Below are 25,179 nucleotides of genomic sequence, written 5' to 3' on the forward strand. Positions count from 1 at the left end.
GATCAACGCACCAAGTGCAGAAACTGCATATGCCGCTCGTACTGATCGAGGATGTCGTTGATGATCTGCTCCTTGGTGTAACCCACCAGATCATAATCCTGACTGCCTTCGCTCAGATGCACTTCGGCCCGGTAATAACGACGGTTGTTGAGCTCTTTGGAACCCATCCCGCCACGGGCAAAAGATGGCGTGAAGTAGCCGCGCATCTGCACCTGATAGATGAACGCTTGTTGTTCGCCATGACTGATTTCAAGGTTGACGCTGTCGTTGGCCGGGACCGGCCAGGTGACCATATGCAGGCCTTTTTCGACGAATACCGCCGTCACTTCTTCGATCGCCGGGCGCACCGTTGAATCGAGGAAACGGTACACCTCATCCCGTGAAGGGAAATGCACGGCCTGGCTCAGGCGCTGACGCCAACCGCCACGTCGTGAACCGGACACTGGCGCCAACGAGTGCAGTTGCGCGATCTGCTTCTGCGACTCGAGATAAAACGCCTTGTGCAGCCCCCACATCATCAGCAGCAAGATCAACGAGAACGGTAGCGAGGTCAGCACCACTGCTGACTTCAGCGAATCGATGCTGCCGGCAAACAACAAGGCACTGGTGATCAGCGCGGTCATCGCTCCCCAGAACACCCGTAGCCATTTCGGTCCGTCTTCGTCGGGGTTGCCGCCACGGGCGCAGAGCGTCGAAAGCACCACGGTGCCAGAGTCCGCCGAGGTGACAAAGAACACGAAGCTGATAAACACCGTGACCGCGATGACCGTCTTGCCCCACGGGTAAGTTTCCAGCAGCAGGTAAAGGGTCATCGATGGATTTTCGATAGCCGACATCCCCAGTGCGCTCATACCGTGATTGAGTACCTGATCGATGGCGCTGTTGCCGAAGATCGACATCCACGCCAGGGTGAAGCCCAGCGGAATCAGCAGCACGCCGAAGACGAATTCGCGGATGGTCCGGCCACGGGAAATCCGCGCGATGAACAGCCCCACGAACGGCGACCATGCGATCCACCAGGCCCAGTAGAACACCGTCCAGCCACCCAGCCAGTCGCCGGGTTTGTCGTAGGCATAGAGATCGAAACTCTTGGTCGGCAGCGCACCGAGGTAGTCGCCGACATTCTGGATCAGGGTGTTGAGCAGGTGCTGGGTGGGGCCGGCGAACAACACGAACAACAGCAGCGCACAGGCCAGTAGCATGTTGATGTCGGACATCACCCGTACGCCTTTATCGACGCCGCAGACCGCGACGAGAATCGCCGCGCCCATCATCAGCGTGATCAGCCCAACCTGAATCCACTGGGTATGAGCGACGCCAAACAGGAAGTCGAGACCTGAGTTGAGGTGCAACACGCCAAAACCCATGTCCGCGCCGAGACCGAACACCGTCGCGATGATCCCGAAGCCATCCACCGCGTAACCGATCGGGCCGTTTATGCGCTTGCCGATCAGCGGGTAAAGCGCCGAGCGCAGGGCCAGCGGCAGGTTATGCCGATAGGCGAAGTAGGCCAGCGCCATGCCGACGAAGGCGAACACGCCCCAGCCGTGCAAGCCCCAGTGCAGAAACAGAATTTGCATGGCCTGGCGCGCGGCGTCCACGGTACCGGGTTCGCCTTGGGGCGGCTGCAGCATGTGCGTCAGCGGTTCAGAGACGCAGAAGAAAAACAGCGTGATGCTGATCCCGGCGGCGAACAGCATGCCGGCCCAGGACAGGTAGCTGAATTCGGGCTCGTCGTGGTCGGCACCGAGCTTGATCTTGCCGTAGCCGGACAAGGCGGTGACCACCACGAAGACCAGATACAGGGTCATCGCCAGCATGTAGTACCAGCCGACCGTATTGGCCGCCCGGTTTTGTGCGGCCAGAAGCCAGGCGCCGGCCTGCTCCGGCATGGCGATTACCACCAGGCCAAACAACAGAATGAAGCCTGCGGCGAAGTAAAACACCGGCGGGTTCATGCGGATCGGGCCGCTGGGAGGGGTAGACGATGCACTCATGAACGGTGCACCTCGAAGGTGTGAAATGTGGCTGAATAAAACGGACTCAGCAAAGGTAAGCCTCCTGTTGTGAGCGGGCAGCGAACCACCGGTTTAACTTGAACGAACGGTCAAGTTAAACATGGATAGGCGTTTCAGGACTAATCGCAAGGCTCAGCGGCAGCTTTCGTACGCTGGCTCAAGGAGGGGTATGAGGTGGTGTGGTGAGGGGAATCTCTGTGGCGAGGGAGCTTGCTCCCGCCGGCCGGTCCGCGCTCGGCGAAGCAGCGCCGATCGTTCCCACGCTCCAGCGTGGGAATGCAGCCCGTGACGCTCCGCGTCACTGCCGAAGCGGACGCGGAGCGTCCAGTGAGGCATTCCCACGCGGAGCGTGGGAACGATCAATACGATGAGCGCAGAGCGTGGGAACGATCACCGTGGATCTCTACTTCTGCGTCCCGTCATCATGCTGCAGATTCGCCTGGGTCAGGTTGCAACCCGCCGGCACGCTGCGGGTCAGCCAGACATTGCCGCCGATGGTCGAGCCTTTGCCGATGGTGATCCGCCCCAGGATAGTCGCGCCGGCGTAAATCACCACGTCGTCCTCGACAATCGGGTGGCGCGGATGGCCCTTCTGCAATTGCCCGTCCTCGTCCGCAGGAAAACGTTTCGCACCGAGGGTCACGGCCTGATAGATGCGCACCCGCTCGCCAATAATGGCCGTCTCGCCGATCACCACACCCGTGCCGTGATCGATAAAGAAACTGGCGCCGATCTGTGCGCCGGGATGGATATCGATGCCCGTTGCCGAGTGGGCGATTTCCGAACTGATCCGCGCCAGTAGCGGCAACCCGGCGCGGTACAGGTGATGCGCCAGGCGATGGTGGATCACCGCGAGAATCCCCGGGTAGCACAACAGCACTTCATCCACGCTGCGTGCCGCCGGATCACCGTGGAAGGCCGCCAACACGTCGGTATCGAGCAGGCTGCGCAACCCTGGCAAGGCCAGCGCGAAATCCTGGATCAGCCGGATCGCCTTGATCTCGACTTCGCTATCGACCTGCGCGCTTTGCCGAGCGACATAGCGCAGCTCAAGTCGTGCCTGGGCCAGCAAGGCATTGAGGGCCACGTCCAGAGTGTGACCGACGTAAAAATCTTCACTCTCCTCGCGCAGATCCACCGGGCCAAGGCGCATCGGGAACAGCGCACCACACAGCGCTTCAAGAATCTCGGCCATGGCAGCGCGGGATGGCAGTTCGCGCCCGCCCTGCTCGCCGCTGATGCGACCGTTCTGAGTGCGCCACTGATCTCTGGCGCAGCGCAATTGGCCGACGATGGTCTGCAATTGCCAATGGCTGGAACGCTCGCTCACGGTAAAGACTCCTCACTCTGGCAGCCGGACTGTCTGGCCGCGCAAACGACATCCACTTTACGGTATGCGCCCAGACCTGAATTAAGAACGAATTGTGCTGCTCTCAGCATTTTTTGATATAAGCGATTGGCGGTTGCCCGAGTAAAAGGGCCTGCCTATAGTCCAGACATTTCCTACAGCCAGTGCGGACCCATGATCAAACAACAGCTTGCTCGCTTCAATCGTCTGGAACTCCTTGGCAATGCCACCGCGCTCGAAAAACTCGAACGCCTGTCGACCTGGCTGGGTCGCGATATCTATGTCAAACGCGATGACACCACACCGCTGGCGCTGGGCGGCAACAAGCTGCGCAAGCTCGAATACCTGGCGGCCGATGCGCTGGCCGCCGGTGCCGATACGCTGATCACCGCCGGCGCCATCCAGTCCAACCATGTGCGCCAGACCGCCGCGCTGGCCGCCAGGCTGGGTCTTGGTTGCGTCGCGCTGCTGGAAAACCCTATCGGCACCCACGACAGCAACTATCTGGCTAACGGCAATCGCCTGCTGCTGGATTTGTTCGATGCCAAGGTCGAGTTGGTGGACAACCTGGACAACGCCGACGATCAGCTGCACGCCCTCGCCAACCGCTTGCGGTCCAACGGCAAAAAACCGTATCTGGTGCCGATTGGCGGCTCCAACGCCTTGGGGGCTTTGGGTTATGTACGGGCCGGCCTGGAACTGGCCGGACAGATCGAGGACACCGGCCTGAAGTTCGCCGCCGTGGTGCTAGCCTCTGGCAGTGCCGGGACTCATAGCGGCCTGGCGCTAGCGCTGAGCGAAGTACTGCCGGATTTACCTGTGGTGGGCGTCACGGTTTCCCGCAGCGATGAAGCCCAGCGGCCGAAGGTTCAAGGCCTGGCCGAACGCACCGCCGAGCTGCTCGGTGTGAGTTTGCCGGCGAGCTTCAAGGTTGAGCTGTGGGACGAATATTTCGCTCCGCGCTATGGCGAGCCAAACGCCGGCACGCTGGCGGCGATCAAGCTGGTGGCGAGCCAGGAAGGTTTATTACTGGATCCGGTGTACACCGGCAAGGCCATGGCTGGATTGCTCGACGGTATCGGCCGCCAGCGTTTTGATGACGGCCCGATCATCTTCCTGCACACCGGCGGGGCGCCGGCGTTGTTTGCGTATGCGAACACGCTCGCCTAGGGATTGATCGTTCCTCCTCAAGCTCTGCGTAGGAATGCAGCCTGCGACGCTCTGTGTCACTTGGACGCGCAGCATCCATGGAGGCATTCCCACGCGGGAGGGTGGGAATGATCAATACGAACTTTTTAATCAAAATAAAAGAATAACAACATTAATTTTTATTATTTTCCAATCTAAAAAAACCGCCATATAGTCGCTCTGTAGGCGAATATGCCGAAAGACGCATAGGCTGCTTTCAGGCAGGATGCTGCAGTCGTCCAGATCCTGAAATTTGCCTTCTTTTCCAAATGCATCTTCATAAGAAAACATAGGGGCTTGTCATGAATTTTTCCGCACTACGTCGAAGTCTGCTTATCGGCTCGCTGGGCCTGGCACTGGGTGCCGGTCTGTTGGGGCAAGCGGTTGCCGGTGAGCAACTGCAAAAAATCAAGGATGCCGGCGTGATCAACGTCGGCCTTGAAGGCACCTATCCTCCGTTCAGCTTCGTCGATGAAAACGGCAAGCTGGCCGGCTTCGAAGTAGAGTTCTCCGAGGCGCTGGCCAAAGAGCTGGGCGTGAAGGTCAAACTGCAGCCGACCAAATGGGACGGCATCCTCGCAGCGCTGGAATCCAAGCGTCTGGACGCCGTGATCAACCAGGTGACCATCTCCGAAGAGCGCAAGAAAAAGTACGACTTCTCCACGCCCTACACCATCTCCGGGATTCAGGCCCTGACCCTGAAAAAGAACGAAGGTACTATCAAGACCTCCGCCGACCTGGCCGGCAAGAAGGTCGGTGTGGGCCTTGGCACCAACTACGAGCAATGGCTCAAGGACAACGTTCCACAAGCCATCATCAAAACCTATGATGATGATCCGACCAAGTACCAGGACCTGCGCGTAGGCCGCATCGACGCCATTCTGGTGGACCGTCTGGCAGCCCTTGAGTTGGTCGGCAAGGCCAAGGACACCGCAGTCTCCGGCGAACCCTTCTCTCGTCAGGAAGCCGGTATCGCGTTGCGCAAAGGCGAGCCTGAACTGCTGGCCGCCGTCAACAAAGCCATCGAGAAACTGCGCGCAGACGGCACGTTGAAAAAAATCTCGGAAAAATACTTCAACGCTGACGTCACTCAATAATGGAAGCACTGCACTTCCCGCAGCTCCAGGCGGCGCTGCAGCTTGCGCTGGACTCCGCGCCCTTTCTGATCAAGGGCGCGTATTACACGGTATTTCTCAGTCTGGGCGGGATGTTTTTCGGCCTGTTACTGGGGTTCGGCCTGGCCTTGATGCGCCTTTCGCGCTTCAAGCTGGTGAGCTGGATTGCCCGCGTCTATGTGTCGTTCTTTCGCGGCACGCCGCTGCTGGTGCAATTGTTCGTGATCTATTACGGCTTGCCGCAATTGGGTATCGAACTTGACCCGCTGCCGGCCGCGTTGATCGGCTTCTCGCTGAACATGGCCGCCTATGCCTGCGAAATCCTTCGTGCCGCGATCAGCTCGATCGAACGCGGCCAGTGGGAAGCTGCCGCCAGTATCGGCATGACGCGTGCGCAAACCTTGCGTCGGGCGATCCTGCCGCAAGCGGCGCGCACCGCTCTGCCGCCACTGGGCAACAGCTTTATTTCGCTGGTCAAGGACACCGCACTGGCAGCCACCATTCAAGTACCGGAGTTGTTCCGTCAGGCGCAGCTGATCACCGCCCGAACCTTCGAAATTTTCACCATGTATCTTGCCGCCGCACTGATCTACTGGATTCTGGCCAGCCTGCTCGCGCACCTGCAGAACCGTCTGGAAGAGCGGGTCAATCGGCACGACCAGGAGTCTTGAACGCATGATTGTGGTTGAAAAACTGACGAAGCAATTCAAAGGTCAGACGGTCCTCAACGGCATCGACCTACGAGTCGAGGAGGGTGAGGTAGTCGCAATCATCGGGCCCAGCGGGTCGGGCAAAACGACCTTCCTGCGCTGCCTGAACTTTCTCGAAGAACCCAGCAGTGGCCGGATCAAGGTCGGCGATATCGAAATTGATGGCAGCCGTCCGTTGAACCAGCAGCAAAGCCTGGTGCGCAGGTTGCGCCAGCACGTAGGTTTCGTGTTCCAGAACTTCAACCTGTTCCCCCATCGCACGGCGCTGGAAAACGTTATCGAAGGCCCGCTGGTGGTTAAAAAAATGCCCAGGGACAAAGCAATCGCTTTGGGCCGCTCGTTGCTGGCCAAGGTGGGTCTGGCTGGTAAGGAAGACGCTTACCCGCGCCGGCTTTCCGGTGGGCAGCAACAGCGTGTCGCGATTGCCCGGGCGCTGGCTATGGAGCCGGAGGTGATCCTGTTCGATGAGCCCACCTCAGCCCTGGACCCGGAACTGGTTGGCGAAGTACTGGCGACCATCCGTAGCCTGGCCGAAGAGAAACGCACCATGGTGATCGTCACCCACGAAATGAGCTTTGCCCGGGATGTGGCCAACCGTGTGGTGTTTTTCGACAAAGGTGTGATCGTCGAGCAAGGAGAAGCCAAAGCGTTGTTCGCCAATCCGAAAGAAGCACGCACCCGGCAGTTTCTCAGCAAGTTTCTGACCGTCGATATTTAATTATCGGACCCAATAACTCGCCCCAAGGATGGAGCGAATCTCGCTGTAACACGTTTGTTTTTTAGTTTTACCCTCTTCCCTCGCCACTTCATTTTCAGATAGTTAGGTTGCTTCAGCCCCAGGTGCCCAGTCGCGCCGCATAAAGGAAAGCAGCGCTTACTGAACTCTTATTAATCAACAACGCCCCCACCCCAATCATATGGGCCGCTCGGCAGCACCGTTAATAATTGTATGCTGCCCGCAAACACATCTCCGGCTACACACACTCCTCAAAAAACCATAACAATCATGACTGCCGTTTGTCGGGCTTTATCGCCCGGCATTGCGACGCCTTTACACCATAGCCTTCTGGGTAAAAATCATTTGGAATACGCACTAAAATGCCAATTGCATGTAGGGATTTTCTGAATAAGTGCAGATCGATAAGTTTGCTTACCCATCGGCTTGACACAAACTCTTCCGCCCCCTTAGCTAAAAAAACATATCAGGGCCAATTACCTGCTCTGAACTTAAAAATTAATAGACTCATCACTTTGTTACTTGCGTGGCGTGATACAGGTAAAGGTTTGACACTTAAGCTGTGTTCTTGCCCGAAACGGATTTCGCAGCACGCTTTCAAGGAGCACGACATGACACGTACCTCGGCAAAACCAGAACTTGGCGCTCCGTCTCTGGCGCACAATCTTACACACGGCATAGGCGTCATCGCCGCGGCTCATCTGCTGGTCGATATACAGCCCTACGCGGGCATGGACGAAGGCGACCTCATCGAATTGTTCTGGGACGGCTGCTATGTGGCGTCTCGCAAACTGTCGCAAGCCGACGTCAGCGAACCCCTCAGCCTGAGAGTGCCGGAAAGCTTCATCCGCAACGGAACGGCGTCGATTCATTATCGGGTCATGCAGATAGGACGCGGTCCCGCGCTATCAGCGGCAACCAGGGTCCAGGTCAAACTCGACTGCCCGGGCGGCCAGCCGTCGCAGGTCTGTGGCGAGGAAAACCAGTGCCTTGAACCGCTGGGCATCCCCAAGCCGATCCGCCGCCAGGGAGTCAACCCCAGCCAGATCAAACGTGGCGTGCCCCTGACCATCGAGCCTTACCTGAACATGGCCGCCGAGGATGAGATCACCCTGCGTTGGGGTGACGTGCGCATGGACCTGCCCAAGGTCAAAGCCGACGAGGTCGGCAAACCGATCAACGTCTGGGTGCCACCGGCGGTCATTCTGGAGGCAGGGGAAGACAATCAACTGGAAATCACCTACTGCATTCTCGACCGGGTAGGTAATAACTCGCGCTGGGCGCCGGCCCGCAAATTGAAAATCGGTTGTACCAACCCATACAGCAAAGTGCCGGTAAGGACAGTGCTTAAAGCCGCCGAAACCAGACGCCGCTGAGCTCAAACCCCGGCCCGCTCTGAGGCTGCGGCTTCAGAGGCGGGGCGCTGATGATAGACCTTCTATGTATATTCCTAAAAGTTAGTTTATTAATTTTTTATGCGCGATTAGGGTATATAAACCGGACCACCGGACCTTCTTGTTTTTGATTTCGCCGCAGTTTTCGCGGCATTTCCATGAGATGTGAGGTAGGTATGGTCAGGAACACAATCACCCGAGTGCAGATCGCCAGGGCATTGCTTGCAGCCAAGGAGCGGCACTGATGTCTAATTTGGCAGATGCATCCCTCCAGAGTGATCTGGACATCGCCCCGCTGTTGTTGCCCGCACGGATCTTGCGTAACGACGCCGAAGCGCTGAAAGCCGCCCATGAACTCGCTGACATCGCCCGCCTGCAAGCTTCGCGGCGCGACCAGCAGCGCAAGTTACCGTGGTCGGAAATCGAGCAGTTCACCCGCAGCGGCCTGGGCAGTATTTCCATTCCCCGTGAGTTCGGCGGCCCGCAGGTTTCATTCGTCACCCTGGCTGAAGTGTTCGCAATCATTTCCGCGGCCGACCCGGCCTTGGGACAGATCCCGCAAAACCAGTTCGGCATTCTCAATGTGCTATTGGACAGCGCCACCGAGCGGCAAAAAGAACAGCTGTTCCAAAGCGTGCTCCAGGGCTGGCGAATCGGCAATGCAGGGCCTGAGCGCGGCACCAAAAACACCCTTGAACTCAAAGCGCGGATCACCGCCGGAGGTGACGGTTTCGTCATCAGCGGTCAGAAGTTCTACTCCACCGGCGCCTTGTTCGCCCACTGGATTACCGTCAAAGCGCTAAACGATGAAGGCAAGCAAGTCATGGCATTTGTCCGCCGTGGCACGCCGGGCCTGCGCGTCGTCGATGACTGGTCAGGCTTTGGTCAGCGGACCACCGCCAGCGGCACCGTGCTGCTCAATAACGTCCCCGTCGAAGCCGAGTTGGTTGTGGATAACTGGCGGTTGACCGAAGTCCCGAATATTCAGGGCGCCGTGTCGCAATTGATTCAGGCGGCCATCGATGCTGGCATTGCCCGTGGGGCGATCGACGACAGCATTCGTTTTGTCCGTGAACGTGCTCGGCCGTGGATCGATGCCAAGGTCGAGCGCGCCAGTGATGACCTCTACGTGATCGCCGACATCGGAAAACTGAAAATCGAACTGCATGCCGCCGAAGCATTGCTGCGCAAGGCCGGGCAAGTGCTGGATCAGGTCCGCGCCGCGCCGGTCACCGCAGAGTCCGCCGCCCGCGCCTCAATCGCCGTGGCCGAAGCCAAAGTGCTGACCACCGAAATTTCGCTGCTGGCCAGCGAAAAGCTTTTCGAACTGGCCGGCAGCCGCGCGACCCTCGCCGAATTCAACCTGGACCGCCACTGGCGCAACGCCCGCGTACACACCCTTCACGACCCGGTGCGCTGGAAATATCACGCCGTCGGCGCCTATCACTTGAACGGAACATTGCCGGCCCGGCACTCCTGGATCTGACGACCAGAACACTATTGAGCAGATATCTGGAGAAACACATGACTCTTTCTCAACACGTCGCGGTCATAACCAGCGACGAACAAGCCCTGATCGTCGCCGGCGACCTGGCCGAAGACTTCAAACGCGACAGCGTATGGCGTGATCGCGAGCGCCGGCTGCCGCTTGCGGAACTGGAGGTGTTTTCGCGCTCTGGTCTGTGGGGTATCAGCGTGCCGAAAGCCTACGGCGGTGCTGGCGTATCCAATATCACCCAGGCCAAGGTCATTGCCTTGATCGCCCAAGCCGATGCGTCTCTGGGGCAGATTCCGCAGAACCATTTTTATGCCCTCGAAGTGCTGCGGGTAAACGGCAGTCCCGAGCAGCAAAAACGTCTCTACGCCGAAGTACTGGCTGGCCAGCGTTTTGGCAATGCGCTTGCAGAACTGGGCACTAAAACCGCCCACGACCGCGTCACCAGCCTGAACCGCGACGGCGAGGGTTATCGCATTAATGGGCGTAAGTTTTACGCCACCGGCGCCATTTACGCCCAGCGAATTCCGACCTCCGTGGTGGATGAAAACGGCGTCCAGCAACTGGCCTTTGTGCCGCGCGACAGCCAGGGCCTGACCGTGATCGACGACTGGAGCGGCTTCGGCCAACGCACCACCGGCAGCGGCTCGGTGGCGTTCGATAACGTGTATGTCGCGGCCGAGGATGTGATCGCGTTTCAGAGCGCCTTCGAGCGCCCGACTCCAGTCGGCCCGCTGGCACAGATTCTCCACGCGGCCATCGACACCGGCATCGCCCGTGCCGCTTATGAAGACGCGCTGCACTTTGTGCGAACCAAAACCCGGCCGTGGATTGATTCGGGCAATGACAAAGCCACTGAAGACCCACTGACCCTCAAGAGCTTCGGCCACTTAAGCATTCGCCTGCACGCCGCCGAGGCACTGCTGGAGCGCGCCGGCGAATTTCTTGATAAGGCGCAAGCCGAAACCAACGCCCAAACCGTCGCCACAGCATCCATTGCCATCGCCGAAGCCCGCGCCATCAGCACCGAAATTTCCCTGGCAGCCGGCAGCACCTTGTTCGAACTGGCCGGCAGCCAGGCAACCCTGGCCGAGCACGGCCTGGACCGCCACTGGCGCAACGCGCGGGTACACACCCTGCACGACCCCGTACGCTGGAAATACCACGCCATCGGTAATTACTACCTCAACGATGAAAATCCGCCACTGCGGGGGACCATCTGATGAGCAAGAAGAAGATCCTGCTCAATGCCTTCAACATGAATTGCATCGGGCACATCAACCACGGTCTGTGGACCCATCCGCGGGACAATTCGACCCAATACAAAACCATCGAATACTGGACCGAACTGGCGCAATTACTGGAACGCGGATTGTTCGATGGGTTGTTCATTGCCGATATTGTCGGTGTCTATGACGTGTATCAAAACTCGGCGAACGTGCCGCTCAAAGAGTCGATCCAATTGCCGGTCAACGACCCATTGCTGCTGGTCTCGGCTATGGCCGCAGTGACGAAAAACCTCGGCTTCGGCCTGACCGCCAACCTGACCTGTGAACCGCCGTATCTGTTCGCCCGACGCATGTCGACACTCGATCACTTGAGCCGTGGTCGGGTCGGCTGGAACATCGTCACCGGCTACCTCGACAGCGCCGCCAAGGCCATGGGCCTGAGCGAGCAGGTCGAACATGACCAACGTTACAACCAGGCCGATGAATACCTGCAAGTGCTCTACAAACTCTGGGAAGGCAGTTGGGAAAACGACGCGGTGCTCAATGACCCGCAGCAACGAATCTATGCGCAGCCGGAAAAGGTCCACAAAGTCCGGCACCACGGCGAGTTCTATCAGGTCGAGGGCTATCATCTTTGCGAGCCTTCGCCGCAACGCACGCCGGTGCTGTTCCAGGCCGGTAGCTCGGATCGCGGCTTGCAGTTCGCCGGGCGGCATGCCGAATGTGTATTTATCAGCGGGCAGAACAAGGCGTCGACCAAGGTGCAAGTGGATAAGGTCCGCGCCAGTGCCGCCCGGGCCGGCCGCAACCCGGAAGACATCAAGGTGTTCATGGGGTTGAACGTGATCGTCGGCGAAACCAGCGAGCTTGCCTGGAACAAGCAGGCCGAATACCTGAGCTACGCCAGTGCCGAGGCCGGTGTCGCGCATTTCGCCAGTTCCACGGGCATCGACTTCGCCGAATACGAGCTGGATGAACCGATCCAGTACGTGAAAAGCAACGCCATCCAGTCCGCCACCAAGACCCTGCAAAACAACGACTGGACCCGACGCAAATTGCTTGAACAACACGCCTTGGGCGGGCGCTACATCACCTTGGTCGGCTCGCCAGAACAGGTCGCCGACGAGCTCGAATCCTGGATCGACGAAACCGGTCTGGACGGCTTCAACCTGACCCGCATCGTCACCCCGGAAAGCTATGTCGACTTCATCGAACTGGTGATCCCCGAGTTGCAGCGCAGGGGGTCGTACAAGACTGCCTATGACACCGGGAGCCTGCGAGAAAAGCTGTTTCACGGGAAGGCGCATTTGCCTGTGCAACACACCGGTGCCTACTACCGACAAGCCTGATCGTTCCCACGCTGGGCGTGCGAATGCAGCCCGTGACGCTCTGCGTCACAAGAGCGGACGCAGAGCGTCCAGTGAGGCATTCCCACGCGGAGCGTGGGAACGATCAACCAATTCAAAAACTGATTACTGACTGGAAACCCATCATGAAAAACAAAGTCCTCACTCATCCAGTCAAAGCACTGGCCCTCGCCCTCGGACTGTTCAGCTCGGTGGCTTTTGCCAGCGACGCGCCGCTAAAAGTCGGCACCACCGCCGCGTTCGCCATTCCACTGGAAGCCGCCGTCTTCGAGGCCGGTAAGCAAGGCCTGAAAGTCGAGCTGGTGGAGTTCAGCGACTGGATCGCACCCAACGTCAGCCTTGCCTCTGGCGATATTGATGTGAACTATTTCCAGCACATCCCGTTCCTGGAAAACGCCAAAGCCGCCGCGGGCTTTGACCTGGTGCCCTTCGCCCCTGGGATCATCAACAACGTCGGCCTCTACTCGAAGAAATACAAAAGCTTCGACGAGCTGCCACAAGGCGCCAGCGTTGCCATTGCCAACGACCCGATCAACAGCGGGCGCGGCTTGCAACTGCTGGCCAAAGCCGGGCTAATCACCCTCAAACCCGGAGTCGGCTACAAGGCCACCGAAGACGACATCATCGCCAACCCGAAGAAACTGAAAATCCTTCAGGTCGAAGCCGTGCAACTGGTGCGTGCCTATGACGACGCCGATCTGGTGCAGGGATACCCGGCCTATATTCGCCTGGCGAAAACCTTCAATGCCGAGTCTGCCTTGCTGTTTGACGGCCTGGATCACAAGGAATATGTGATCCAGTTCGTGATCCAGCCCAAGAGCAAAACCGATCCGCGGCTGATCAGGTTCGTCGACATTTACCAGCATTCGCCTGCCGTGCGCGCGGCCCTGGACAAAGCGCACGGCAAGCTCTACCAAGCCGGCTGGGAAGGTTAAGCATGAGCACAGCAACCGCCCAACGCAGACAGGATGACCCGCCACCGCGCAGCGCGGAAAAAGCGGAGCTGCACCCAGAGCTGAACCGTGCTCACGTGCGCTTTATCGGCCTGGGCAAAACCTACGAAGGCCAACATGGCCCGGTCAACGCTTTGCACGGCATCGATCTGGCCATCCAGCGCGGCGAAGTGTTCGGCATCATTGGCCGCAGCGGTGCCGGCAAGTCGTCGCTGATCCGCACCATCAACCGTCTGGAGCAGCCAGGTTCGGGACGGGTGCTGATCGATCAGGTGGACATCGGTGAGTTCGATGAAGACCGGCTGGTGGCGCTGAGGCGACGCATCGGCATGATCTTTCAGCACTTCAATCTGATGTCGGCCAAGACTGTTTGGCAGAACATCGAGTTGCCACTCAAGGTCGCAGGCGTACCCAAGGAACAACGCGAGCAAAAAGTCCGCGAATTGCTGGAACTGGTGGGCCTGCACGACAAGCACAAGGCCTATCCGGCACAGCTTTCCGGTGGGCAAAAGCAGCGCGTAGGGATCGCCCGGGCGCTGGTCCATGACCCGGCGATTCTGCTCTGTGACGAAGCCACGTCGGCGCTGGACCCGCAGACCACTCAATCGATCCTCGGCCTGCTGCGCGAGATCAATCAACGGCTCGGCCTGACCATCATTCTGATCACCCATGAAATGGCGGTCATCCGCGATATCTGTGATCGAGTGGTGGTGCTCGAACACGGACGAATTGTCGAGCAAGGGCCGGTCTGGGAAGTCTTTGGCAACCCGCAGCACGAGGTCAGTAAAACCTTGCTCGCGCCGCTGCAACACGGCTTGCCGGATGAACTGAAAAGCCGCCTGCAAGCGCAACCGCAGTCATCGCAAGCCGCCGTAGTGCTGCGCCTGCAATTCACCGGTAACACGGCTGACGAACCGGATCTGGCGGCCTTGTTCAGCGACCTCGGCGGCCGGGTGCGTCTGCTGCAGGGCGGTGTGGAGCGGATTCAAGGACACGCGTTGGGCGAGCTGCTGTTGGCGGTGACGAACTCGTCTCACGGCGCGGCAGAGTTGCGCCAGCGTGCCAGGCAATGGGCACAACAGGTCGAGGTGCTGGGCTATGTGGTTTGATCGTTTACTTCAAGGCGTCATCGACACGTTCCTGATGGTCGGCGTGTCGTCGCTGATCGCGCTGCTGGCAGGTATTCCGCTGGCAGTGATTCTGGTCACCAGTTCCAAAGGTGAAATCTATGAAGCGCCCATGCTGAATCGGGCGCTGGGTGCCTTCGTCAATCTGTTCCGCTCGATTCCGTTTTTGATTCTGATGGTCGCGCTGATTCCCTTCACCCGACTGATCGTTGGCACCACGTATGGCGTGTGGGCGGCGGTGGTACCGCTGACCATCGCCGCCACGCCGTTCTTCGCGCGCATCGCCGAAGTCAGTTTGCGCGAAGTCGACCACGGCCTGATCGAAGCCGCCCAAGCCATGGGTTGCCGGCGCTGGCACATTGTCTGGCACGTGCTGTTGCCGGAAGCGCTGCCAGGGATCATCGGCGGTTTCACCATCACCCTGGTGACCATGATCAATTCATCGGCCATGGCCGGAGCGATTGGTGCAGGAGGCTTGGGCGATATTGCTTATCGGTATGGATATCAGCGGTTTGATAGCCAGATCATGCTCACTGTAATTGTACTGTTGGTGATTCTGGTGGCGGTGATTCAGCTGGGCGGAGATCGGCTGGCGCGCAGGTTGAACAAGCGCTGAACTCACCAACCAGGATCGTTCCCACGCTCCGCGTGGGAATGCCTGAATGGACGCTCGGCGTCCGCTCTTGTGACGCAGAGCGTCACGGGCTGCATTCCCACGCGGAGCGTGGGAACGATCAACAAACAGGGGTACCCGATCACCTGTAGGAGCAGCCGGTCGACGCTCGATTGCTCGCGATTGACCGCGCCAGCGGTCGACTGAACCATGAGGTATATTTGGCGAACTCACCCTCGCCTGCGCAGACGTCCATGAAACTCGCCCCGACCGACCTCGATCAGATTACTTCCACCACTCTGGGCCACTACAACGAGGTAGCAGAGAGCTTCCGCGAAGGCACTCGCGACCACGACGTCAGCCAGAACATCGCCGCGCTGTTGCGGCATATTCAGGGCGAAGCACCGTTCACGATTCTCGACTTCGGTTGTGGCCCGGGACGCGATCTGCAAACGTTTAAGCGTATGGGTCACATTGCTATCGGCCTCGACGGCTCGGAACGTTTTGCGCAGATGGCTCGCGAAGACAGCGGTTGCGAGGTCTGGCAGCAAGACTTTCTCAAGCTCGACCTGCCTGTCGAGCGTTTCGACGGGATCTTTGCCAACGCAGCGCTGTTTCATATTCCCGGGCAGGAATTACCTCGGATTCTGAAGCAACTGCACGCGACGTTGAAACCCGGCGGCGTGCTGTTCAGCTCCAACCCACGCGGGGAAAACCAGGAAGGCTGGAATGGCCCGCGTTATGGCGCGTATCACGATCTGGAGTCGTGGTGCAGGTTGTTGAATGACGCAGGATTTGTCGAGCTGGAGCATTACTATCGGCCGGCGGGACTACCGCGCGAGCAACAGCCGTGGCTGGCGAGTGTCTGGCGCAAAGCCTGATTCGACAGGATCGGACGCAGAGCCCTCATGGCGGCATTCCTTTGCTGCGCGTGGGGACGATCAAAATCTCCTCAGGCCACCACCTTCTTCGGCTCCTTGATCTTGTACCAGGCCACATACAGCGCTGGCAGGAACAACAACGTCAGCAGTGTCGCGATGATGATGCCGCCGATCATCGCGTAGGCCATCGGGCCCCAGAACACTTCGCGGGCGATGGGGATCATCCCCATACTGGCGGCTGCGGCGGTGAGCAGAATCGGTCGGCGGCGGTGTTCGGTGGCTTGCACCACGGCGTCCCACGGGGCATAGCCATCACGTTCATACTCCTCGATCTGGGTTACCAGGATCACCGAGTTGCGGATGATAATGCCGATCAACGCGAGGATCCCGAGGATCGCCACAAAGCCCATGGGCGTGCCCGTGGGGATCAGCGCCAGGACCACGCCGATCAGCCCCAGCGGCGCGACGCTGGCCACCAGGAACAGCTTCTGCACGCTGTGCAGCTGGATCATCAGGAAGGTCGCCATCAGGAACAGCATCAGCGGCACGACTTTGGCAATCGGCCCCTGGGCCTTGCTGCTTGCCTCTACCGTACCGCCGGTCGCGACCGAATAGCCGACTGGCAACGCGGCGGCGAATTTGTCGATATCAGGTTTCAACTGTTTGACCAGATCCGTCGGCTGAATCTCGTCGCGCACTGCGGCCTTGATGGTGATGGTCGGTTTACGGTCGCGGCGCCAGACCAATGGCTGCTCAAGCTCATAACGCACGCTGGCGAACGCCAGCAGCGGAATCGAGGTGCCGCCCGGGGTGACGATCTGCAGATTTTGCAGGGTTTCCGGCGTACCACGTTCGGCATCTATGGCACGACCGACCACGTTGATCAGGTAGATGTCGTCATGCACCTGAGTCACCTTCGAGCCGCTGACGATGCTGTTCATCAACTTCGCCACATCATCCGACGACAACCCCAGCTGCCGCGCCTTGTCCTGGGCGATGTCGATGCGCAGGACTTTGCCCGGTTCGTTCCAGTCATAAATCATCTCGCCGATGTGCGAGTTGTTGTCGAGCATGGTCGCCAGATCAATGGCGTGTTTGCGCACCTGGTCGATGTCTTTGCCGCTGACCCGATACTGGATCGGCCGGCCCACCGGCGGGCCCATTTCCAGCGCTTGAACAAAACTGCCAATACCGACGAAATCTTCGCGCAGGCGTTTTTTCAGGCGTTGCGTCAGCGCAGCGCGCTCTTTCAGGCCTTTGCTGACGATCACCAATTGCGCGTAGTAGGGGTTCTGCAATTGCTGGTCGAGGGGCAGGTAGAAACGAATCGCGCCCTCGCCGATGTAGGAGCTCCAGCGGACGATGTCCGGGTCGTCTTTTAAGGTCGCTTCGAGGCGGTCTACCGCCAGACGGGTTTCGTTGATCGAGGCGTTTTGCGGCAGGTTCAGGTCGACAAGAATTTCCGGCCGGTCCGAAGACGGGAAGAACTGGTTCTGCACAAAGCGCATGGAGAACACCGCGAGCACGAACAGCAGCACGGTGAGGCTAATCGCCCACCAGCGATTGCGCATGCACCACAGCAGCCCGCCGTTGAAGGCGCGGCCGATGCGCCCTGGTTCTTCAGAGTGGGGTTTGACCTCGGTGCTGAGGATGTGCAGGCCAATAACCGGGGCGAACAATACCGCGACAATCCACGACAACAGCATCGCCACGGCGATGACCGCGAACAGGGTGAAGGTGTATTCCCCGGCGGAGCTGGCGTTCAAACCGATGGGCACGAAGCCGGCCACGGTCACCAGGGTGCCGGTGAGCATCGGGAATGCGGTCGAGGTATAGGCAAAGGTCGCCGCGTCTTCCTTGGACTCGCCTTTTTCCAGACGCGTAACCATCATCTCGACAGTAATCATCGCGTCGTCCACCAGCAGGCCGAGGGCGATGATCAAGGCGCCGAGGGAAATCCGCTGCATGGTGATACCGCTGTATTCCATGAAGACAAAGACCATCGCCAGCACCAGCGGAATAGAGCAGGCCACGACCAGTCCGGCGCGCACGCCGAGGCTGATGAAACTGACGATCAGCACGATCACCACGGCTTCGAACAAGGCGCTGGTAAAGCCACCGATCGCCTCGTCCACCACTTCGGCCTGATCGGAAACCTTGTGTACGCCTATACCCACCGGCAGGTCGGCAGTGAGGTCGTCCATACGTTGATGCAGGGCCTTGCCGAAGGCCTGAATATTGCCGCCCTTTTTCATGGCGATGGCCAGACCGATGGCCGGCTGACCGTTGAAACGGAACATCGGCGTCGCGGGGTCGACGTAGCCGCGGCTGATCTCGGCGACGTCGGCCAACCGATAGAAGCGGTCATTGAGCCGCAGATTGACGTTGGCCAGGTCTTTCTCCGAAGCGAACTGCCCCGAGGTGCGCACCGAAATGCGTTCAGGACCGGCCTCGATCACCCCGGCTGGAGTCACAGCGTTTTGCGCTTGCAGGCTTTGCACCACCTGGCGCTGATCGATACCGAGGGCTGCGAGTTTGCGTGTAGAGAAGTTCAGGTAGAGCACTTCGTCCTGCTCGCCAATCATCTGGACTTTGCCCAGGTTCGGCACTTCACGAATCTCGGCTCGGACCTGTTCCACGTAGTCGCGCAACTGGCGCATCGTCAGACCGTCGGCGGTGAAGGCGTACACCGAGCCGTAGACATCGCCAAACTCATCGTTGAACCCAGGCCCCTGTAACCCCTGCGGGAAATCACCGCGAATGTCGTTGATCTTCTTGCGCACCTGGTACCAGATTTCCGGGATGTCCTTGCCGCTGGTGGTGTCGCGCAGGAACACAAACACAGTCGACTCGCCGGGTCGGGTGTAGCTCTTCACATAGTCGAGAGAGTCGAGTTCTTCGAGTTTTTTCTCGATGCGGTCAGTGACCTGCTTGAGGGTTTCTTCCTGGGTCGCGCCAGGCCAACGGGTCTGTATCACCATGGTTTTGATGGTGAACGAGGGGTCTTCCTCGCGGCCCAGGTTTATGTACGAGAAGACGCCCATCAGCAACGCGACGAACATCAGGTACCAGATAAAGGACTGATGTTTGAGGGCCCATTCGGATAAGTTGAAACTCCCTTTCATCGCGGGCTTTCCTCATCGATTTTGACTTTCTGCCCCGGCTTGAGGCTGTTCACACCGGCGCTGACCACCCGCTCACCGGCCTTGACGCCGGTTGCCAGGACGACCGTGCTGTCGTCACGGCTGACGAGTGTGACGTCACGGGGCGACACGGTTTGCGTCTGGGGGTCGATGACCCAGATCCGGCTCTTGCCGTCGACTTCCTGCAAGGCACTGAGCGGCAATTCGATACGCGGCTCGATGGCCGAACTGAGGGTCACGCTGATGGCAGTCCCCAAGCGAAACCCCAGCGGTGTCTCGGCCAGGGTCAAACGCGCACGCCGGGTGCGAGTCGCGCTTTGCGCCTGCGGTTCGATCTCGCGCACGGTGGCAGTGGTGTTGATGCCCGGGTCGAGCTGCGCAGCCACTTTGAACACCACGTCGGCGGGCAGTCGTTCGGCCAGGGTCGCGGGCAGGTCGATCACCGCCTCCTTGATGTCCGGCCGCGCCAGGGTCACCACTTGCTGACCGGCGCTGACCACCTGCCCGGCTTCGGCATTCCAGGCGGTGACGATGGCCGCGTGGTCAGCGCGCAGTTCACTGTAATTGAGCTGATCGCGGGCCTGGCTGACTGATGCCTTGGCTTGTTCCAACGATGCGCTGGTGGTTTTCAGGTCGGTCTGGGCGGCGTCCAGTTGCGCCTGGGCGCCGACCCCACGGTTGAACAGTTCCTGCTGTCGCCGGGCGTTGGCCTGAGCGTTGATCCATTGCGCCTCGATCCGTGCCAGATCGCCCTGACTGGCGCGCAACTGGTTCTGTTGATCGGTGGGGTCGAGGGTTGCGAGCAAGGCACCCTTCTGGACTTCGCTACCCACATCAACGTTGCGCCGAGCTATGCGCCCCGGCACGCGGAAGCCGATATTGCTTTCAAAGCGTGCCTGAATGCTCCCGGCGAAACGTCCGAGGTTTTCTTGCGACTCCGCTTGGACCTCAATGGACAGTACCGGGCGCACCGGCTCCGGGGGCGGCTCTTTTTTTGAGCAGGCAGCGAGCAAAACACTGGCTGACATCACCACAAGCAGGCGCTTCATGGCTGGACTCCCGGCGGTTGGGTCGGGCCCTTCCCGGGCCTTGCGACGATCTCCACCAACATCCCGGGGTGCAACAATTGCCCACCGGCCGTCACGACTTTTTCACCACCGCTCAGCCCCTCGCTGATGATCACTTTGCCCGTCAGGTAACGTGAGACCTTGACCGTGTGCAACTGCGCCCTGCCGTCGTCAGCCACCACCCACACGGCCGGATCGCTGAGTTTTTTGGTCAAGGCCGACCACGGCAGCTCGACGGCGGATTTGCCTGGAGGCTTGGCCGTGGCGCTGACCACCGAGCCCAACTGCATGCCCGCCGGCAGTTCGTTCAAGGTCACCTTGACCTGCACCGTGCCGGTCTGTGCGGAGACCGCCGGGGTGATTTCACGGACCGTGCCAGTGGCCTTGATCTTCGGGTTGTCGAGCAGGCTGACCACCACCGTTCTGTCCCTCGGCGGCTCGGCCAACAGCGACTCATAGACGTTGAATACTGCATCTCGCTCGCCGTCCCGGGCCAGACTGAAAATCGGCACCGTGGCTTGCACCACCTGCCCGACTTCGGCCTGACGCGCAGTAATCACCCCCGGCGCATCGGCGAACAGCGAGGTGTAGCCAAGTTGCTCGCGGGCGTTGGCCAACTGCGCCTGAGCGGCGCTCAAGGCGCTCTGACTGCTGCGCAACGCGGCCTGGGCGGCGTCGTATTCGCTGCGACTGGTGTAGCCCTTGGGCAAGAGTTTCTGCTGTCGCACAAACGCCGCGCTGGTCTGCTTGACCCGCGCCTGTTCGGCGACAACCTGCGCCTGGGCCGAATCGACGTTGGTTTGCAGGTCTTTGGGATCGAGTCTGGCCAATACTTGTCTGGCGGATACGCGATCACCGACATCAACCATCCGCTGAATGATCTTGCCGCCGACACGAAACGACAGCTCGGTCTGAACCCGTGCCTGGACATCGCCGGTGAGGGTCACGGACGCCGCAAAATCGGCAGGCTGCACGACTTGCACAAACACCCGTGGGTGCTCGCGCTCGACCGGTTTTTTATCGCCGCACGCGGTCAATAGGGCAAAGAGACCCACGCCAACGACCCATTTCAATCCGGGACCAGCCATGCAGACTCCTTTGCGTGATGCGGGCGGACACGTGACGATACGATTGTGAGCTTAGAACAGGGTTGAACCTATGCACTTTACCTCCTTGCCACATTGGATCGCTGTCACCCTTAACGGATAGGCTATCGGGGAAACTGCCAGGCCACGCAGCCGGAAACCCACGATGCTCAAGACCCGGAGTGCAATTCCATCGTGCTGGAGAAGAATTTTGGTCAGACCGAAATCGTTGGGCAAGGAATGCTGGATGAACCGGCGTGGCATTGGCCGGATTGAAATGGATCGAAGACTAAGGTTTTAGCTGCCGTCGGGCATCGCGAATATGAGCTGCGGCGATTTTCAAGTCTTTTGCTGCCGTATTAATCGCACTACGAGCTAGATTTTGTTGGCCTCGGTATAAGTTGAATAGCTCCGTTTTGGAAAGATTTTCCAATGCCATGGGTAAGGGTGGAGGTATTGAGGCCAGCGGTGTTGTCGGTGTGCCTGTAGAAATGGGAGCTGAAGGCGTGTACTGCTCAGGAGTTGCTGAGCCCCTGTTCAGCACCAGGCTTCCAGGCCTTATAGTCGTTGCTCGCGAAGCGGTGAAATCTTTCAAAGCTGGAACTGAATCGGGATCGCGGGCCACCCAGTAGGAACCCAATCTTGCTGACAATGAGGTTACGCCAAGCCCTAAAGAGATCCATATCAGTGCTTCCAGTGCAGACGAGTCAGGATCAGTCTCCCCGATAATAACTCTCGCGGTTCCTGCCATGGTTCCTAATAATCCTGTGGTTCCGGCAACAACGGATGAAACAGCACCGAAAGAATATTTCGCAGGTAAACGACCTGTCGCACCGGTAAGCAATGCCTTTGTCGACACGATGAAGGGTAGCGAAGGGAACAGCGCTACTGATGAGCTTCCCAGGCTGGCGACGCTTGTAAGGAGCCCGAGGATGCCGAGGATGGAAAACCGTCCGTTCGGATCGCTCCGATTAACCGGATCCCCCAAACAATACGCATACGGATTCAACCCACCCCGACCAAACGGGCTCAACCTGTCCGGGCTGTTGAAACGCATCAACACCGGGTTGAACGCCCGATGCCCGTTGCCCAGCAGATAGTGCCCGGTCACCGGATCGGGGCGCTCGCCGTTGAATCCAAGGAGGCTGCTCAGGCCACTTTCAGCGCGTCGATGGCCGTAAGGCGTATAGACCTTTTGCAGGTGCCGAGCCCCATCGACGGCGTGCAAGACCGAGCGTTGCTGATCGGTAGCCAGCAACTGGCTATTGACCTCATCACCTTGTCGCTGCTGTAGAGCAAGCAATTGAGTGCCTTGCTGGAATACCGTCCGAGCCGCCGGGCCCTGAAGCTCAGTGGTCAGATGCTCAATGTTATAAAACCGTTGCACCTCTTCTTGCTCTGACGGCACAAGCCCGGTCAGCCGGTCCAGCGCGTCATAGCCGTAACGGCACAAAAGTATTTCGGGCTTCGCCATGCTCTGATCCTTCGTGTGAAGAAGGCTTAGATTGCACGGGCATCAACCTATCGACTACCTGGCAGAACTGCTAGGTAACCGCTTGATCACGGCGTAACAGCAAGCCCCGGATCGTTCCCACGCTCTGCGTGGGAATGCAGCCCGTGACGCTCCGCGTCACAAGAGCAGACGCAGAGCGTCCGGTGAGGCATTCCCACGCAGAGCGTGGGAACGATCGAAACTAAAAGAATCGAACCCAATAAAAAACGCCGACGCTGTACCAGCCGTCGACGTTGAAACCTTGAAGGTTTTTTGCGCTAGAACGCGCGCTGAATCAGAACGCCGGCAGCACCGCGCCGCTGTATTTCTTCGCGATGAAGGCTTTCACTTCCGGGCTGGTCAGCGCCTTGGCGAGTTTCTGGATGGCAACGCTGTCCTTGTTGTCTGGACGGGCCACCAGGAAGTTCACATACGGCGAGTCGGCACCTTCGATGACCAGTGCGTCCTTGGCCGGGTTCAGACCAGCTTCCAGCGCGTAGTTGGTGTTGATCATGTCCAGGTCAACCTGATCCAGCACACGCGCCAGCATGGCCGATTCAAGCTCTTTGAACTTGAAGTTGTGCGGGTTCCTGGCGATGTCTTTCGGGGTGGCAAGAGCGTTTTTCGGGTCTTTCAATTCGATCAGACCAGCCTTCTGCAGCAAGATCAACGCACGGCCGCTGTTACTGCCTTCGTTCGGGATGGCGATGGTCGCGCCGTCCTTCAGTTCAGCCAGGGTTTTGACTTTCTTCGAGTAACCGCCGAAAGGTTCGACGTGAACGCCAATCACGGTCACCAGGTTAGTGCCTTTGCCGTCGTTGAAGCTTTTCAGGTACGGCAGGGTCTGGAAGTAGTTGGCGTCCAGACGCTTCTGATCGACCTGCACGTTCGGTTGTACGTAGTCGGTGAAGACTTTGACTTCCAGATCCACGCCTTCTTTGGCAAGGGCCGGCTTGACCAGCTCGAGGATCTCGGCGTGTGGAACCGGGGTTGCGGCAACCACCAGTTTCTCGTTGGCCTGAGCCAAACCTGCGGTCAGGGCAGCCGCCAATGCGGTAAACAACAGAACCTTTTTCATGCAGTGTCCTTATCGGAAATCACGGTCGTCATCGACGACAGCTTCAAGTGAAGTGCCAGTGGAATGCTATTGCTGACGTGGAGCGGACAATACCGATTTTTTTTATTCCCGAACAATATCTTTTATTCACTTTCATATTCCATTTTATTCATACAGACGTCGACCGCTCTACACCGCAACCTACAGGGACCGCACCAGCCGTTCGAGCGCGCTTTTCAGGGTGACCAATTGCGTAGCAGATCCGCCGCTGATAATTCGCCCTACCTGTTGCTCGATCAACGGCAACGGCGCCAGGCTTTCCGGCAGATTGAGATGCTCCGGCAAAATTTCGTCGCCACTGCTGACCAGCAGCGCAAAGTGAATGACGTTCTCCAGCTCACGGGTATTGCCCGGCCAGCTGTGTTGTTCCAGCAGCTGCTGCGCCGCTTCGCTGATCAACGGTACCGGCAGGTCCAGGCGCTGGCTGTAGATGCCAAGGAAATACTCGGCCAGCGACAGGATATCGCCGACCCGTTCGCGCAACGCCGGCAGCTCCAGCTGGCCTTCGCTGAGGTAGTGATAAAGCCGCTCGTGGAATTTCCCGGCACTCACCGCCTGAGCCAGGTCGATGCTCGTGGCCGCCACCAGCCGCACATCCACCGGGCTCGGCTGCTGGGAACCAACGCGGGTGACTTCATGATTCTCCAGCGCCGCGAGCAACTTGTTCTGGATCGGCAACGGCAGGTCGCCGATTTCGTCCAGGTACAAGGTGCCGCCATTGGCGGAACCGAACCAGCCGGCCCGACTGCTGGCCGACCCTGTGTAACTGCCGGCGGCATAGCCGAACAACTCGGCATCGGCGTACGTCGGGCTGATCGCCCCGCAGTTGACCGAGACGAACAGACCACCTCGGTCGCTGGCACGGTGGATATGTCGCGCCAGCAGTTCTTTACCGGTGCCGGTTTCACCACGGATCAGCACAGAGATCGAACGTGGTGCCAATTGCTCCAGTTCCTGGCGCAGCTGCCGCGAACGCGGGTCGACAAATACCAACGCCTTGGCGCGAATGCTCAGCGGACTTTTTTCCGCGTCGGGAAAGGTCAGCAACGGCTGACCGAAGGTTTCATGCAGGCTCATGGCAGACTCCCGCCCAAATCCGCC

The 25,179-nt window shown here is 59.1% G+C and carries 20 protein-coding genes; 12 read left to right on the forward strand and 8 right to left on the reverse strand.

Going from position 1 to position 25,179, the window contains the following annotated elements:
* Positions 1-2: 2 nt before the first annotated feature.
* Together betT and epsC are read right to left on the reverse strand one after the other, a co-directional pair.
* A complete protein-coding gene (betT, locus tag AC07W5_RS06030) occupies positions 3-1,958 on the reverse strand; it encodes a choline transporter BetT (RefSeq protein WP_495023005.1) in 1,956 nt (651 codons plus the stop codon).
* Between the two features lie 463 nt (positions 1,959-2,421).
* Positions 2,422-3,348: a serine O-acetyltransferase EpsC gene (epsC, locus tag AC07W5_RS06035; RefSeq protein WP_494994437.1), complete on the reverse strand. Its 927-nt coding sequence runs from the start codon at positions 3,346-3,348 to the stop codon at positions 2,422-2,424.
* A 192-nt stretch (positions 3,349-3,540) separates the two neighbouring features.
* Between epsC and AC07W5_RS06040 the strand changes: the two genes are divergently transcribed.
* The 12 genes from AC07W5_RS06040 to AC07W5_RS06095 all read left to right on the forward strand — a co-directional run bounded on the left by AC07W5_RS06040 (position 3,541) and on the right by AC07W5_RS06095 (position 16,174).
* Positions 3,541-4,536: a D-cysteine desulfhydrase gene (locus AC07W5_RS06040; RefSeq protein ID WP_495010974.1), complete on the forward strand. Its 996-nt coding sequence runs from the start codon at positions 3,541-3,543 to the stop codon at positions 4,534-4,536.
* Positions 4,537-4,856: 320 nt separating this feature from the next.
* Entirely contained in the window at positions 4,857-5,651 is a 795-nt protein-coding gene (gene tcyJ, locus AC07W5_RS06045; RefSeq protein WP_494994439.1) for a cystine ABC transporter substrate-binding protein, read from the forward strand.
* The gene (gene tcyL / locus AC07W5_RS06050; RefSeq protein ID WP_489073555.1) at positions 5,651-6,340 is read left to right on the forward strand and encodes a cystine ABC transporter permease; all 690 of its coding nucleotides are present in this window, start codon (positions 5,651-5,653) and stop codon (positions 6,338-6,340) included. The genes tcyJ and tcyL overlap by 1 nt, the downstream gene beginning before the upstream one ends.
* A 4-nt stretch (positions 6,341-6,344) precedes the next feature.
* Entirely contained in the window at positions 6,345-7,097 is a 753-nt protein-coding gene (gene tcyN, locus AC07W5_RS06055; RefSeq protein ID WP_494994440.1) for an L-cystine ABC transporter ATP-binding protein TcyN, read from the forward strand.
* 629 nt (positions 7,098-7,726) lie between these two features.
* Positions 7,727-8,491 carry a hypothetical protein gene (locus AC07W5_RS06060; protein WP_495022955.1) on the forward strand — a complete coding sequence of 255 codons (765 nt, stop codon included), beginning with the start codon at positions 7,727-7,729 and terminating at the stop codon, positions 8,489-8,491.
* Positions 8,492-8,753: 262 nt separating this feature from the next.
* The gene (locus tag AC07W5_RS06065; RefSeq protein WP_494994442.1) at positions 8,754-9,995 is read left to right on the forward strand and encodes an SfnB family sulfur acquisition oxidoreductase; all 1,242 of its coding nucleotides are present in this window, start codon (positions 8,754-8,756) and stop codon (positions 9,993-9,995) included.
* A 38-nt stretch (positions 9,996-10,033) separates the two neighbouring features.
* Positions 10,034-11,227 carry an SfnB family sulfur acquisition oxidoreductase gene (locus tag AC07W5_RS06070; RefSeq protein WP_495022956.1) on the forward strand — a complete coding sequence of 398 codons (1,194 nt, stop codon included), beginning with the start codon at positions 10,034-10,036 and terminating at the stop codon, positions 11,225-11,227.
* Positions 11,227-12,582, forward strand: a complete 1,356-nt coding sequence (locus AC07W5_RS06075) for an LLM class flavin-dependent oxidoreductase (RefSeq protein WP_495010970.1) — start codon at positions 11,227-11,229, stop codon at positions 12,580-12,582. The genes AC07W5_RS06070 and AC07W5_RS06075 overlap by 1 nt, the downstream gene beginning before the upstream one ends.
* 143 nt (positions 12,583-12,725) lie before the next feature.
* Entirely contained in the window at positions 12,726-13,535 is an 810-nt protein-coding gene (locus AC07W5_RS06080) for a MetQ/NlpA family ABC transporter substrate-binding protein (protein ID WP_495010969.1), read from the forward strand.
* 2 nt (positions 13,536-13,537) lie between these two features.
* The gene (locus tag AC07W5_RS06085) at positions 13,538-14,662 is read left to right on the forward strand and encodes a methionine ABC transporter ATP-binding protein (protein ID WP_495022957.1); all 1,125 of its coding nucleotides are present in this window, start codon (positions 13,538-13,540) and stop codon (positions 14,660-14,662) included.
* Complete coding sequence (locus tag AC07W5_RS06090) at positions 14,652-15,296, forward strand: methionine ABC transporter permease (RefSeq protein ID WP_495010967.1); 645 nt, start codon at positions 14,652-14,654, stop codon at positions 15,294-15,296. Before AC07W5_RS06085 ends, AC07W5_RS06090 begins: the two co-directional genes overlap by 11 nt.
* Positions 15,297-15,547: 251 nt before the next feature.
* The gene (locus AC07W5_RS06095; protein ID WP_494994449.1) at positions 15,548-16,174 is read left to right on the forward strand and encodes a class I SAM-dependent methyltransferase; all 627 of its coding nucleotides are present in this window, start codon (positions 15,548-15,550) and stop codon (positions 16,172-16,174) included.
* Between the two features lie 71 nt (positions 16,175-16,245).
* On the opposite strand, the gene AC07W5_RS06100 is transcribed toward AC07W5_RS06095, so the two are convergent.
* The 6 genes from AC07W5_RS06100 to AC07W5_RS06125 all read right to left on the reverse strand — a co-directional run bounded on the left by AC07W5_RS06100 (position 16,246) and on the right by AC07W5_RS06125 (position 25,155).
* Positions 16,246-19,299, reverse strand: a complete 3,054-nt coding sequence (locus AC07W5_RS06100; protein WP_495010965.1) for an efflux RND transporter permease subunit — start codon at positions 19,297-19,299, stop codon at positions 16,246-16,248.
* Entirely contained in the window at positions 19,296-20,366 is a 1,071-nt protein-coding gene (locus AC07W5_RS06105) for an efflux RND transporter periplasmic adaptor subunit (protein WP_494994451.1), read from the reverse strand. Before AC07W5_RS06105 ends, AC07W5_RS06100 begins: the two co-directional genes overlap by 4 nt.
* A complete protein-coding gene (locus tag AC07W5_RS06110; protein ID WP_495022958.1) occupies positions 20,363-21,472 on the reverse strand; it encodes an efflux RND transporter periplasmic adaptor subunit in 1,110 nt (369 codons plus the stop codon). Before AC07W5_RS06110 ends, AC07W5_RS06105 begins: the two co-directional genes overlap by 4 nt.
* A gap of 286 nt (positions 21,473-21,758) precedes the next feature.
* On the reverse strand, positions 21,759-22,943 hold the full coding sequence (locus AC07W5_RS06115; RefSeq protein ID WP_495022959.1) for an RHS repeat-associated core domain-containing protein: 1,185 nt from the start codon (positions 22,941-22,943) through the stop codon (positions 21,759-21,761).
* A 313-nt stretch (positions 22,944-23,256) separates the two neighbouring features.
* The gene (locus AC07W5_RS06120; protein WP_494994454.1) at positions 23,257-24,039 is read right to left on the reverse strand and encodes a MetQ/NlpA family ABC transporter substrate-binding protein; all 783 of its coding nucleotides are present in this window, start codon (positions 24,037-24,039) and stop codon (positions 23,257-23,259) included.
* 180 nt (positions 24,040-24,219) lie between these two features.
* The gene (locus AC07W5_RS06125; protein ID WP_495010962.1) at positions 24,220-25,155 is read right to left on the reverse strand and encodes a sigma 54-interacting transcriptional regulator; all 936 of its coding nucleotides are present in this window, start codon (positions 25,153-25,155) and stop codon (positions 24,220-24,222) included.
* Positions 25,156-25,179: the final 24 nt, after the last annotated feature.

The sequence above is a fragment of the Pseudomonas sp. GW821-FHT01E05 genome, assembly GCF_059422425.1.

Coding starts and splice junctions, on each gene's coding strand:
- betT (WP_495023005.1), bottom strand. CDS start 1,958: ATGAACCCGCCGGTGTTTTACTTCGCCGCAGGCTTCATTCTGTTGTTT.
- AC07W5_RS06040 (WP_495010974.1), top strand. CDS start 3,541: ATGATCAAACAACAGCTTGCTCGCTTCAATCGTCTGGAACTCCTTGGC.
- tcyJ (WP_494994439.1), top strand. CDS start 4,857: ATGAATTTTTCCGCACTACGTCGAAGTCTGCTTATCGGCTCGCTGGGC.
- tcyL (WP_489073555.1), top strand. CDS start 5,651: ATGGAAGCACTGCACTTCCCGCAGCTCCAGGCGGCGCTGCAGCTTGCG.
- tcyN (WP_494994440.1), top strand. CDS start 6,345: ATGATTGTGGTTGAAAAACTGACGAAGCAATTCAAAGGTCAGACGGTC.
- AC07W5_RS06060 (WP_495022955.1), top strand. CDS start 7,727: ATGACACGTACCTCGGCAAAACCAGAACTTGGCGCTCCGTCTCTGGCG.
- AC07W5_RS06065 (WP_494994442.1), top strand. CDS start 8,754: ATGTCTAATTTGGCAGATGCATCCCTCCAGAGTGATCTGGACATCGCC.
- AC07W5_RS06070 (WP_495022956.1), top strand. CDS start 10,034: ATGACTCTTTCTCAACACGTCGCGGTCATAACCAGCGACGAACAAGCC.
- AC07W5_RS06075 (WP_495010970.1), top strand. CDS start 11,227: ATGAGCAAGAAGAAGATCCTGCTCAATGCCTTCAACATGAATTGCATC.
- AC07W5_RS06080 (WP_495010969.1), top strand. CDS start 12,726: ATGAAAAACAAAGTCCTCACTCATCCAGTCAAAGCACTGGCCCTCGCC.
- AC07W5_RS06085 (WP_495022957.1), top strand. CDS start 13,538: ATGAGCACAGCAACCGCCCAACGCAGACAGGATGACCCGCCACCGCGC.
- AC07W5_RS06090 (WP_495010967.1), top strand. CDS start 14,652: ATGTGGTTTGATCGTTTACTTCAAGGCGTCATCGACACGTTCCTGATG.
- AC07W5_RS06095 (WP_494994449.1), top strand. CDS start 15,548: ATGAAACTCGCCCCGACCGACCTCGATCAGATTACTTCCACCACTCTG.
- AC07W5_RS06100 (WP_495010965.1), bottom strand. CDS start 19,299: ATGAAAGGGAGTTTCAACTTATCCGAATGGGCCCTCAAACATCAGTCC.
- AC07W5_RS06105 (WP_494994451.1), bottom strand. CDS start 20,366: ATGAAGCGCCTGCTTGTGGTGATGTCAGCCAGTGTTTTGCTCGCTGCC.
- AC07W5_RS06110 (WP_495022958.1), bottom strand. CDS start 21,472: ATGGCTGGTCCCGGATTGAAATGGGTCGTTGGCGTGGGTCTCTTTGCC.
- AC07W5_RS06115 (WP_495022959.1), bottom strand. CDS start 22,943: ATGGCGAAGCCCGAAATACTTTTGTGCCGTTACGGCTATGACGCGCTG.
- AC07W5_RS06120 (WP_494994454.1), bottom strand. CDS start 24,039: ATGAAAAAGGTTCTGTTGTTTACCGCATTGGCGGCTGCCCTGACCGCA.
- AC07W5_RS06125 (WP_495010962.1), bottom strand. CDS start 25,155: ATGAGCCTGCATGAAACCTTCGGTCAGCCGTTGCTGACCTTTCCCGAC.